Below are 13,222 nucleotides of genomic sequence, written 5' to 3'. Positions count from 1 at the left end.
AGCGAGGAGTATCTATAACATTCGAGCTTGTAACACTCACTGAACCAAACGTTTATGAAGAGCGAAGCAAAAGACGCCTTTCAAGGTCAAAGAAGGGCGTTAACAACACTCAAGAAGGGCGTGTTCTTGAATGTACTTAGGCGTCTTCTTAACCCTTGAAGGGCAAGTATTGGTTTCAAGGAGTGCGAAAAAGATTTACACCAAAGCCTCATCGTTTCATATTACCCAACCTTTCATCTACTTTTCCACCAATCATTCTTTTGTCGTCCCATTGCCTACCACCTCTATGTATTTAGACTCGTTACCTGCCATGCGGATGATACATATCTAAGAAGATTAGTCCTACCATAATCCACTTTACACGCAAATCACTTTTTATTTCAGTAGTTTGTCTGGGGTTATCCAACCTCTTGCCGAATAAAACAGTACTTGCCCTTGTTTGCATCAACCCCTTCTTATCCATCAAACTTTAGGGTTCTCTATGCCAACAGAAGACTCCCCGCAAGCCATTCTTCATTGTATCCTGTGAATGAGAAAGGCCCCCATAAAAGTCTTTCGAACAGTTGTAAACTCTTTTATTCCGCCTATCAGAAGATGAAAGAAAAAGCCCTCACCTATCTGAAAGCAGACAAGTAAGGGCATAGTTTATGTGAGATGATAAATGTTTTAAGCAGGAATTACCTTAAAGCGGATGCGGAAAGCGTGCTTCTCCTCATCCCAGTTTGTACCTAACATCTCAAAGCGTCCAATCTGTGCAGTAGAGCGAACGTGTTTACCGATACATAGACAAACATCGAAATCACCTATCCTTACCAACCGTAACATCTCTGAAGCATCCTCTGGAAGTTTGTCAACACTGACACTATCAGGGATGTTATTGCGGTCGATCATCTCGTATGTCACTGGTAAGTCTTCGGTTATCAGTCGGTTCATCTCAGCCTCTATCGCCTTTTCTTCCTTACGGTCAGGCTTATGATCAAGGATGAACGTCATCTTACTCTTCTTCCGTTCGATGTGCGCATTACTGCTCCGTTCTGTCCCAAACATCCTAATCATCACTTGATTTAACAGATGTTCGGCCGTATGAGCAGGCGGGAATTCTTCTTTGTTATGCGTATTGAAAGTATAGTCCATAGCCTACTTCTTTAGCACAAATTTATATATTCGACCGTAATTCCCCTCAACATCCACAGATACCTGCCCATTGCGCCGTAACGCAACCTGCTTTGTATAACCCGACAGCAAGTCGGTCATCTCAACAGTCTGTTCTGGTAGTCCGAGGAAGTCGAAGGCATGAGAAGGAATAGTAACATTGATGTTCACTCGAGCTGAGTCGAAGTTAGCAACGACTAATAGCACGTCATTATCAGCCTTACGCATGAAAACATACTGTTTATTAGGGTTGAAATGATGGCTCTGATTGTTGACATACATCAAATCAAAGGTCAATCCCTCTCGAACAGCTTTCTCACGATTACAGAAACGAAGGATTCCTTGATAGACAAGGGATAGTTTCTTCTCGTCTGTAGTCAATGCCTTGCGATTGAAAAAGCCTTTATAGATAGCCTCTGTTGACCAATAATCAAAGATAGTTGAGCGACCATCGCACCCAGAAAAACCTTCCTTATCCATGCCTCTCTCGCCGAACTCCTGTCCAGCATAGACCATAACAGGGTTCTGTTGGAGGAGAGCTGAAACAATCATACCAGGGATTGCCTTCCAAGGATTAGCCGCAAAGAAATCAGAAGCAATACGTTGTTCATCATGGTTCTCAAGGAAATAGAGCATGTGATCACGTATGTCATCAACCTTTTGCCACTCTTGTGTAATGGAAGAAGCAGGGCGCTCATCGCATATCACACCACGAACACAGTCGTACATACCCACTTTATCATACAAGTAGTCGAAGCCTGACGCCACATACAAACGATATTGATTAGGGTCATAGACCTCACCAATGAATATCATCGCCGGGTAGTGCTCCTTAACCTGTTGTGTTGCATGTGCCCAAAACTCGTGTGGAACCATCTCCGCCATGTCACATCGGAAACCATCAACACCCTTTGCAGCCCAGAAAAGTAGGATATCTGTCATCTTCTTCCATGTTGATGGGATTGGATGATAGTGATAACTCCTACCGCCAGCATCACAATAGTCTACGCCATAGTTCAGCTTTATGGTCTCATACCAGTCATTCTGCTGAGGATGAGAGTCGAAGCGGTCATTACCAGTACACTTTGCTGGGTACTCATGATAAGCCTCAGCGTTATGAGCATAGACATTCTCAACGACACCGGAGAGGTCGAGCTGCTCGCCTGGACAGTAATAGAAATTATTCTGAGGATCGAAGTGCTTCCCCGTATCATCACCTTCTCCAAGGTCCTCAACACCCTTTGGTTTAGCGATACTCTTATATTGTCGGGCAACATGATTGGGCACAAAGTCAATGATAACCTTCATCCCTTCTGCATGTGTACGAGCTATAAGTGCCTCAAACTCAGCCATACGTACATCTACATCGACCGCAATATCTGGGTCGATATCGTAATAGTCGGTAATAGCATACGGCGATCCGGCACGCCCCTTGACGACACGAGGGTTTTGCGTAGGTATGCCGAAGGCTGAATAGTCAGTACATGTAGCATGACGAATGACCCCTGTATACCACAGATGAGTGACTCCGAGGTCGTGAATGTGGCGTAACACATCCTTATCAAAGTCGCTCATTTTACCCGCACCGTTCTCTGTTAAGCTACCATACTCCCTCTTTGTAAGATTCTTATTACCAAAGGTTCGTGTGAAGACTTGGTAGATGACTAATTTAGTTCTCATAAACCTAAAAGATAAAGAAAAGCCCTCCAACGTCCCTCTCGCTATAAGGAAAGGGACGGAAGGGGGGCTATTACTTATTATATAAGGTGGGATTAAATACCGTGTGCATTAACGGTCTTGTCGATACGACCGAGCATACCTTGCAAAGCAGAGCCTGGTCCGCACTCAACAAACTCTGTAGCACCATCGGCAATCATGTTCTGTGCACTCTTTGTCCAGCGTACGCTTGAGGTAAGCTGAGCAATGAGGTTCTTCTGAATCTCAGCTGGGTCGGTGTGTGGCAATGCGTCTACATTCTGATAAACAGGGCACTTTGGTGCATTGAATGTAGTTGCCTCAATAGCTGCCTGCAACTCATCTTTAGCTGGCTGCATCAATGGAGAGTGGAAAGCACCACCTACCTTCAATGGCAATGCACGCTTAGCACCAGCAGCCTTCATCAGTTCGCAAGCCTCCTGGATACCCTCTGTTGAACCAGAGATAACCAACTGACCAGGACAATTGAAGTTTGCTGCAACACAAACCTTACCGTCCTTTGATACCTGCTCGCATATCTCCTCTACCTTTTCATCAGGTAGACCAATGATAGCAGCCATAGTTCCTGGATTTAACTCGCAAGCCTTCTGCATAGCATTAGCACGTGCGGCTACGAGCTTCAGACCGTCTTCAAAGCTTAACGCACCAGCTGCAACGAGTGCTGAAAACTCTCCCAAAGAGTGACCAGCAACCATATCTGGCTTGAACTCATCGCCTAAGCAAAGTGCAGAAATAACACTGTGAAGGAATACAGCAGGCTGAGTAACCTTAGTCTCCTTCAACTGCTCGTCAGTACCAGCAAACATTATCTCGGTTATCTTGAAGCCAAGAATCTCGTCAGCCTTATCGAAAAGTTCCTTTGCTAATGGGTTGTTCTCATAAAGATCCTTACCCATACCAACAAACTGAGACCCCTGTCCAGGGAATACAAATGCTTTCATATACTATTGAATTGTTTAATTATTAATGTTCTACAGGGTGCAAAGATACAGAAAATAAAGGAGATAGGAAAGAAACTAAGGGAAAAACACAACGTGTCGACCATTACCTTTACGCCGAAATAGACTGAACTGTCAATATATTTACCTCATTGAAAAGACATAACAAGGTGACGCCCGACTAATAAAGCAATGAAACCGAATGCAAGAGAAGCTATGATATATAGCGATGAAAGCATAAATCCGTCCCCTCCTTTTAGTAGTGTAGCATTCTCATTCATAAAGGTTGAGAACGTTGTGAAGCCACCGCAGAAGCCAGTAGTCAGTAAGAGACGAACGGCAGGACTAACTCCTCCATTGCTATTAGGCAACGAAGAGAATATACCTATTAGGAAACAGCCAAGAACATTGACTACCATTGTACCCAAAGGGAATGACCCTGCAATCGCCAACTGTACATACTTTGAGATTAGCATACGTAGACTGCCACCTACGAAACTGCCAACTCCAACTAAAAGAACATCCTTTATCATGACTGTATATGATTAATTCTATCGGTGATAATTAGAAGACTATATTGAAACCAAATCTAATACCATTCTTTGAAATGCCTGGAACGTTCGTATAAGTAAGTCGACGGACATAATCAACCTCCAAACATTTAAGGATATTATGTATTCCGAATACAAATTCCATGTATGGATCGTGTGTCATAACACGTGTGTCAGCAGGGAACTTGTATAAGTCTTGATCGTTAGCATTCTGTGGTAAATAAGGGTTGTTCTTATCTGTTAGATGTCCCCACATACCTTTGAAAGCTATATATTCACGCCATTTTAATTTCTTGATAAGCGGTAGACGATTGAATATCTTACCTTCTAAGTCCCATGCAAGATTAAATTGTGCATAGCGATCGTTAAGGAACTCGAGTCCTTTCATGAGGTTGAAGGTTCCTTGATGTTCGAAGTATGACGTGTTTACAGGAGGAGTGATGAGGAATTGGAAAGGTATTTTATTCCATTGCGCACCACCTTGTACACGTGTGTCAATGTGCCCCCAGCTTCCTAACCAGAATCTTTTGTATATCGAAACTTCTGTTAGATTACTGTCAAAGTTGCCTCCCAAGAAATGCTTAATACCCATTGTATGAGTGAGATTAAACTCGGGTGCATCAAGGTTAACAGCCATACGCTGTTGCTTCGAGTTGACGTATGATTGCCCCGGGCGGTAGGTAAGACTCAGTGTGACCTCACTCATGCGTACTTTATCAACCAGCGAACCATCCATCTTCTCGTAGACAAGCTTTCCTGTAGGCATGTTACTCTCTGTACGAAGTTCTAAACTTGTTGCCAAACCATAATCTGTCTCCCACGTAAAGGTGAGCTTCTGACGATTAAAGAAATACATTTGTTCCACCTCAACAGGACGGAAAGTCATGAAGATATTATCCTTATTGTGTTTAAGATACTTGTCAGAAGGAGACTCAACATCCTTATTTGACTCAAAGGAAATAGTCCGTATAGGGAATTCTATCGGTTGGTACTCTGGTTTATTGAATGAGTATGTAACCTTGGCATCGTAGTATTGCTCGTGAGACTTTGTCCCATAAGCATAATAACCCTCAAAGAACCAATGCGGATTGAACTTAGCTGTGGTACGAGCGGAGGCTCTCAGACGTATACCATCCACAAAGTTCTTTGATAGAAAGGTGTTTACAGGACCGATGTCTACCTTACTTGGCTTCGTTTCCGAGCCTGTTTCAATGAAGTTCTCAATTAAGGCTTTCGACGCAAACATAATCCACTTGAAGTGTTTAGTGCTTGCCATACGTTTGACAAAGGCATCCATACCAGCCTCACTCTTTGTCAGTTGCGTTGTTCGATGTGCTGCCCAAAAGTCATTATCACGCAATTTAGCGTTCGCATCATACGTTACCTTCGCCTTACCCTTAAATAGTTTATCATCAATAGGAGTAAAGGCATAGTTTGTCAGACCCGTTGTTCGGATAACAATAGCATGTTGTAAGAAATCAGTAATCTTAAGTTCAGCAACCATATTATCCGTAGTTAAGGCCCATTCCCCATTGCTTAACTTAGTGTACTCCTGCTCAAACTTCATCGCATCAACGAAGTTCACGCCCGTATTAGCAGGTAGTTGCATATCGCATCTCTTAACATGAAGGGAGCTATCGTTTAAGACGTAGAGTTCACCTCGGAACCCGAAGTCTTGTTGATTGGCTGGCATAAACTGCAAACGGATACACTTGTCTTGATTAACATAGACCGTATCATCTATATAGAAATGGTAGAATGAGATGGCAGTAGAGCCTATTGGCGATGGAAAACGCTTCTGAAGGAGATCAATCTGGTCGTCATAAAGGTTGATATCTTTAAAGAGATCCTTCACAATCGTGTTCATTGCCTCACCAGTCTGTATCAGTTTTGATATTCCCTTAGTAGACTGTCCCAACACAATGTCCTTCATGTCCTTTGGATCCTTGCGATAGATATGCTGCGTAAGGGTCTCATCAACAGAGATAGGGAGAATTAGCTTCTTATTATAAGGGCATGTCTCCACCTGGCTAAGGAGCCAAGGAGCCTTCTTGAAAAAAAGAACTTTCAAGGTCATCAGGAGTAAGGTTATTTAGCGCCATTGTCACCTTCTGGTATTTATCATACTGATAGAAGTCATGATTCTCCAAGTCACTTTGCTTCTTGGCAGCGATGACCCGTTTCATTAACTCTACTGCTGGATTATCTTTACGAGAATACTTATGGCGCCGTTTAGCCTTCACCACGATTCCTTGTAACTGCTTTGAATCTGCAATAAGCGTCACATGTAAGACCTTGGAGGTATTTGCTGTAATCTTAATATTACGTGGTTTATAACCGACAGCAGTTACTGTTAGTTGCTCGCCAACCTTTCGTTCAATCGAGAAATGTCCATCAGCATCACTTGATGCACCAATCTTTAGACTACGATAGATGGCATTCGCATACGGAATACTATCCCCTGTCTGCCAGTCAACAACGTAACATTGCAGTAAGGTGCTATCCACCACAGCTGGTTTAGTAGCCTCTTTTGCCAGTGAATCCATCATTTGAAACAAAGAGTCAGTGGCTATCACCATCGAATCCGATGCCGTCAATAAAGAATCCTTACCTAATATCAAAGAATCAACAGGTACATTATTAAACCGTGAAGTATAAGACCAAGACCTAAACCCACTTGCTTGTGCAGAGAATGACACGCACAAGAGGAGAAGAACGAGTATCACACTCTTCTTCACCACATGACTATCAACCTTTGACACACGCATGCCAATAGGGCTATGTTTATCCTTATTAAGTTTCAAATAACTATTCATTTCTTCTTTAGTTTTAGGACTATACGGGAACTGCTAAGTGCAGCCTTCCAGCAAGTATAACGTCCATTCCATCAAAGGGATGGGTAGAACATACGACAAATAGGGGTTTACTATTAATCAATCTCCTCATCAGCTTCATATCCACCCATCTCACGAATGGCATTCTTAAGCATTGTGTACTGTTCAAAGAGGTTATTGACAGCCTCTTCTCCACGTGTATAATCATGCATAGGGCTCTTGAGGAAGAAGCTCAAGAAGCGCTGAATACCATACCTACCAGCACGTGCTGCGAGGTCAGAGAGCAAGGTCAAGTCGAGAAGCAACGGTGCTGCAAGGATGGAATCACGGCAGAGAAAGTTTATCTTAATCTGCATTGGATAACCCATCCAGCCAAAGATGTCTATATTATCCCATCCTTCCTTATCGTCATTACGAGGTGGATAGTAGTTGATTCGCACCTTATGATAGATATTACCATAAAGGTCAGGCTGCTCATCAGCCTTACAGATGGTCTCAAGTGTCGACAACTTACTTACTTCCTTGGTATGGAAGTTAGCTGGTTCATCAAGTACTAAGCCGTCACGATTGCCCAAGATATTCGTAGAGAACCAACCTGCAAGACCGAGGTTACGTGTCTTGATAATAGGTGCGAAGCCCGACTTTACCAAAGTCTGACCTGTCTTGAAGTCCTTACCAGCTATAGGCATGTGCGTCTTCTCGGCTAACTCCCACATAGCAGGTATGTCAACCGTCGTATTAGGAGCACCCATGATAAACGGACAGCCCTCTGTCAAGGCGGCATAAGCATAACACATAGAAGGAGCTACATGCTCTCTATCATTTGACTTCATAGCCGACTCCAATTGCGCAAGCGTCTTGTGATAGGCTTCGTCGTATGGAACATATATCTCTGTTGAAGCAGCCCAGATAACAACAACACGCTCACAACCATGCTGACGCTTAAAGTCTTGGATGTCTTTCTGCAACTCCACCACCATTTCCCAGCGTGTCTTGCAATCTTTCACATTGTCACCATCTAATCGTTTAGCGTAGTTTCGATCGAACGCTGCTTTCAAAGGCTTGATAGCCATCAGTTCTTCACGCACAGGTTCAATATCCTTTGCTTTCAACACCTCGGCATATACCGCTGCCTGATAGGCATTTTGTGGATAGACATCCCATGTTCCAAAGACGATGTCATCTAACTTTGCCAATGGAACGATGTCTTTGTAATGAAGATATTTCTTATCGTCTCCACGTCCAACACGTATTTTGTCGTATTGAGTCATGGAGCCAATAGGCTTCGTAAGTCCCTTACGTGCCATCAAGACTCCTGTCATAAATGTCGTAGCAACAGCCCCACAACCAACGACCATTATACCTAATTTGCCTTCTGCAGGCCTAACTATATTCTGTTCCATTATTCTTCTTTCAATTTTATTATAACGTTTCAAAGTGGCATATATTGTTTTAATATAGGCTCTACTTCGTATAAATCCTTTATAATATAATCTGCTTCACACGTTGTTAGCTCTTCTGTCACCCATCCTTCGCCCTTTAGCCAAATCGTGTGGCAGCCTATCTCGTGCGCTGGTAGGATGTCTTTGGAATAACTATCACCAATGACAACGACATTCTCAGCCTCTACGTCCAGTGCCTTTACAGCTGATCTAAATATCTGTGGGTCAGGTTTTCTAACTCCTACAACGGCACTCTCTGTCACTGCATCAAATAAAGAGGCTAACCCAAATTCATCGAGTACAACCGACATATTGCCATAGAAGTTTGTTACCAAACCTATTCTGTATTTCTTCCTTAGCTCGGTCAGCACACTCCTACTTATTGACAAGTTAGCTTTCACCCTTTCGTAGACATCCTTCACAAGGGTTCTTTGCATCCTTTCGGCCTCTTCCTCATCCACTGCTATCCATCCACTACGAACTAAGTAATCAAATTCTATGCGTATCTTCGTTGTCAACATGGACAGAAAAGTATCAGTCGATTGTATGATAGCTTGCTTTCCTAAGGTACGCTCTGCATGTACATAAGCCTCACGAAACTGTCCTTCCGTTACAGGGATTGCGTTTCTTTCGTAGGCATGCCACAGGAACTTACCCCAGTGACAACCTACAGTATCGAGCGTTCCTCCAAAGTCGAAGAGTAGTGTTAATGGTTCTCTCGCACCACACTGAGCTGTGGCAAACACCTCTGCTTTCGATGATATCTTATTTAAATCTTTGTTCATTCTGAATGGTTTAAGTAATATTAGATGCTAACAGATTGATTATCAGTTATCGAACTAACCTACTCCAAGTATTCCTCCAACGTCTTCTAATATTCTAATTCATAGATGAGGACCATGATTGACTATAGCTCTGTCATGAGATGTCTACACAGGTCTTCATGCCGTTTGTGCATATAGATATATAACAAACTGTACAGGCTTACCTCTATCAACAGGTAGATCCATGGACAATTCAACAGACAAGTGATATAAATAAGGATAGCCCGACTGTTAAAACTCATGATGTTCGTGAAAGGCATTAGCGGTCTACTACCTGCTAAGAAACGGTCTTTTAGGTCTTGCGGCACCTTATCTATACTTCCATACTTCTCTTTCAAGGCTTTATGAAACTGCTGAAAAGCAGGCGTTCTACGCTCCTGACTCCTACAATAACGCTGATAGTTACTATGGAAAGCACGGTCCCAAAAGACTCCCTTCTTGCCTTTTAGACGCTCAACAATGGCATGTTCATTCTCGTAGGAGTCGAGCTCTGAGCCTTCTCTCCCCTTCAAGAAATAAAGGTGAATCTGCCGATAGTAGTCGCTCAACGAACTTTGTGACGAATGACATAACAGTCCTGCCACTGCTGCTAAGCCTAATCCCCAAAGTCCCCACACCATTGATGTGCCTGGAACAAACTGATGCCAGAGTCGGAGGACAATAGCGAGATAAATGGAGAAGAACCACACATCACCTGCAAAACCGTCTAAACACCGTCCTTGCATAGACTGTTGTCGAGTGAGCCGAGCCAACTGTCCGTCTGTTGAATCGCAAAAGTTAGCTAACATAAGGAGTATGATTCCCAACACATTATGTAGGGTGTCTGTGAAGAAAAACATCACTCCAGCACCTATACCAAGGAAGATTGAAAGAATGGTAATACTATTAGGACTCACACCCAAGCGATACCAGAATAAGGCAAAGGCTAAACCAATAGGACGAGTAAAGTAGATGTCAAGCCATTCCTCCGTATCCATAGACTTAAAGGAGGCTCGGAGAAGGCTCATAAAATTTGTCTTATTGCCCTTTCCCTCAAGTAGATAAGGACTACTGACACGCTCGGCTACATGGGCATCTTCCTCCTTTTGCTGAACAGAGGTTCTATTATTATGTTGTTCTTTTGTCATTGTTTCATACTATTTTATAGGTGAATTTAGATGGAGAACTATTGTAGTTCAACTAAATCTCACCATTCGCTTCATCCTCACTCTTGCCATTGTCGGCTGACGTTTGAGGATGCCTTGCTGTCATTCTTATAAGTTCAACGATTGCTTCTGCCGCCTCGTCTCTGCATCTTGAGAAACTTGGAAAGTCGTTAAAGTCGATGATAACATAACTACCGTCCGCTTTCACAATCGCATCTCCCCCATAGATAGGTGTCTGTAAGGGACGAGATAACGTCTCAGCATCGGTTTGTAAGTTTACTGAAGAAAATGGATAATATTGCGGTTTACCGTTTTTTGCTTCATGACCAAACTTTGTCTCTGCATCAGCACCAGAATAATAATAACGGAAGAAACCGACTCCTTCCACTCCATAGAACTTCACTATATCACCCTGTACATGAGCTTCTATCACCACATCAGTGATACCACGGAGGGCAAACTCGGCCTTCTTTCTATCCAATTCGACTTTATCTCGACAGAAGCAAACATCGTCTTTATGCTGAGCAGCCTCATCGGCTCGTTTTATCCAGTATCCTTCGCTCCCTTCATCAGGTGGGTAAGGGAGATTGTTTGCCTTCATCAACTTGACAACATGGCTCCGCCTACAAGCCCGAACAGCGGCTGAAGGATTGAGAACACACACTCCTCTCGCTTCCATCCGCTCTATCCAATCCAACACACGTGGGCTACGGGCCATAGAGACAACTTGGCCATACGCATCCGACAGGACTAACGACAATGCATGTGCTGACTGCTTTGACGTGTCAAGACCTTCGATTATCGCTTCCTCACTCAGCATCTCAGCATCTCTACAAAAGTCTCCTACCGCCTTCAAAATAGCTAAATCTTTCTCCTCGGAATTAGGCGAATAGCAGGCTGCCCGTTGTATCAGTAAGGTTTTCCCATTACTGTGAGAGGACGAAATCTCTACCTCTTCATTGGCTTTTCTGACATCTTCTGCATGGTCGATGTCAAACACCTTGGTAAGTGGATAGGCTTCCATCCGAAAACCAGAAGCAACTAAAGCACGCTGAAAATTGCGCATTCTGCTCTCACCTCTCTCTATACAGGCTTCAAGAATGGCAAGTGAAGGGGGCGTCAACCCATATATACCTGCTGAAATATAGCGAGAATTAGGCTGCTTTGTGTCATAATAACCAGTAATACGCATGGTATTGTCAACACCGACATAAAGTGGTTTTTCATCGTCTATATAATCAGTAACACCCATCAAAGCGTCTATGCCATGCGCTATCTTACATTGAAAGGACAAGACATAATCATGGAACTCACGCTCGTCAAAGATAGTGTCGACTGTTGTTAGTATAAATGGCTCATCATAAAGGAGATGGCGTAACTCATAAAAGCTATGCATCGAACTGGCAGTAGACATTACAACGAACTGCAGCGGAACATACTTACCATTCAATCCTTTGTCTTGGATTGTCTTCAAATGGCTTTTCACACCAGCCATCTGCTCATTACAAATGACACTAATCTCCGTGGCGTTGTTCTCCATGAAAATCCTTATCAGTCTGTCTATGAGCTGTTCTCCCCTCACCCTCACCAACGGTTTGGGTTCGGTGATACCTTCTTGAGCCAGCCTTGAACCGTCGCCAGCTGCAATAATCGCGAATTTCATCTCTGCAAAGATACATAATTTTAAGGAGATAAGCCACTTTCCATGTAACGTTTTTCTATCTGAACGGCACACTATCAAGGCTTTTAAGCGTATTTGATTACTAACTTTAATGAAATGAAACGACAATCTACCAAACTTAGATAACAATCACCCCTTTGTCGTCAGTCCTATTAACTCGCGATATGCTAAGCGGCGGAAAGTAGAGAGAAGATTAGAAGGAAAGAAGGATTAATGTTAGTGTTATAAACAACAACATGACTTTGATGTAAATCTTTTTCGTACGTCTCGAAAACAGTACATGCCCTTCTCGCTTCAAGAAGACGCCTTTCTTGCCTCAAGAACATGCCCTTCTTGGGGGGTTGAAGAGGCCTTTCATGGCCCAAGAAGGGCGTCTTCTTCAACACAGTTCATAACCATCTGGCACCATGAGGGTTACAAACTCGATTACGCTAACATGTTATCTCATGATAAAAAGACCGTTACACACTCTTTTTGTAATACTTTTTCATAATACTTCATCAGCGATTTCAGCCCAACAGTAAAACCTTAGATTGCCCCCCTTTCAAGCACTTATTCCTTTCTCAAAAACAGACAGGAAATAGCATTTAGCCCCCGTCCTAACATCTAAAAATTTAAGTTTTGGAAATTATTGAAACTCAAAGGGAAAACATAAAAAGCAGCGTAAAACAAAGATAACACGGCAAAATAAAAATAGATGAAATGTCGTTTTAGGTACAAACAATCACTAAAATGGTAGAAAACTAAGCCCCAAAAGGGGATTTATGGGCCTCTTCTGTTAATTTTATGTTAAAGAGCAAGGAATATATACAGAATATTTGCTTGTTTAGATATTACTTTCTATCTTTGCGTAGAGATAATTAGAGGATGATAACAACAACATAACACAACTTGTGCTAACTTAAAGATATAAATCCTCTATACATGTTCACCAGTCCT

At 42.8% G+C, this 13,222-nt stretch carries 6 protein-coding genes and 2 pseudogenes; all 8 read right to left on the bottom strand.

Going from position 1 to position 13,222, the window contains the following annotated elements:
• Positions 1 to 666 precede the first annotated feature (666 nt).
• The 8 genes and pseudogenes from HMPREF0666_RS01685 to HMPREF0666_RS01650 all read right to left on the bottom strand — a co-directional run bounded on the left by HMPREF0666_RS01685 (position 667) and on the right by HMPREF0666_RS01650 (position 12,265).
• Positions 667 to 2,832: pseudogene (locus HMPREF0666_RS01685) on the bottom strand (alpha-amylase family glycosyl hydrolase).
• A gap of 92 nt (positions 2,833 to 2,924) precedes the next feature.
• Positions 2,925 to 3,809, bottom strand: coding sequence for an ACP S-malonyltransferase (gene fabD, locus HMPREF0666_RS01680; protein WP_009010554.1), 885 nt, complete (start codon positions 3,807 to 3,809; stop codon positions 2,925 to 2,927).
• A gap of 146 nt (positions 3,810 to 3,955) precedes the next feature.
• A complete protein-coding gene (crcB, locus tag HMPREF0666_RS16355) occupies positions 3,956 to 4,339 on the bottom strand; it encodes a fluoride efflux transporter CrcB (protein WP_009010553.1) in 384 nt (127 codons plus the stop codon).
• A gap of 31 nt (positions 4,340 to 4,370) precedes the next feature.
• Positions 4,371 to 6,936: pseudogene (locus HMPREF0666_RS01670) on the bottom strand (DUF5686 family protein).
• Between the two features lie 350 nt (positions 6,937 to 7,286).
• The gene (locus tag HMPREF0666_RS01665) at positions 7,287 to 8,594 is read right to left on the bottom strand and encodes an inositol-3-phosphate synthase (protein WP_009010550.1); all 1,308 of its coding nucleotides are present in this window, start codon (positions 8,592 to 8,594) and stop codon (positions 7,287 to 7,289) included.
• A gap of 29 nt (positions 8,595 to 8,623) precedes the next feature.
• Positions 8,624 to 9,418: an HAD family hydrolase gene (locus tag HMPREF0666_RS01660; RefSeq protein ID WP_009010549.1), complete on the bottom strand. Its 795-nt coding sequence runs from the start codon at positions 9,416 to 9,418 to the stop codon at positions 8,624 to 8,626.
• Between the two features lie 122 nt (positions 9,419 to 9,540).
• Positions 9,541 to 10,584, bottom strand: coding sequence for a CDP-alcohol phosphatidyltransferase family protein (locus HMPREF0666_RS01655; RefSeq protein WP_009010548.1), 1,044 nt, complete (start codon positions 10,582 to 10,584; stop codon positions 9,541 to 9,543).
• 52 nt (positions 10,585 to 10,636) lie between these two features.
• Complete coding sequence (locus tag HMPREF0666_RS01650) at positions 10,637 to 12,265, bottom strand: sugar phosphate nucleotidyltransferase (RefSeq protein ID WP_050803221.1); 1,629 nt, start codon at positions 12,263 to 12,265, stop codon at positions 10,637 to 10,639.
• Between the last annotated feature and the right edge of the window lie 957 nt (positions 12,266 to 13,222).

The organism is Prevotella sp. C561 (genome assembly GCF_000224595.1).
Lineage (GTDB): Bacteria > Bacteroidota > Bacteroidia > Bacteroidales > Bacteroidaceae > Prevotella > Prevotella jejuni.
This window is presented reverse-complemented; position numbering and strand designations above follow the sequence as displayed.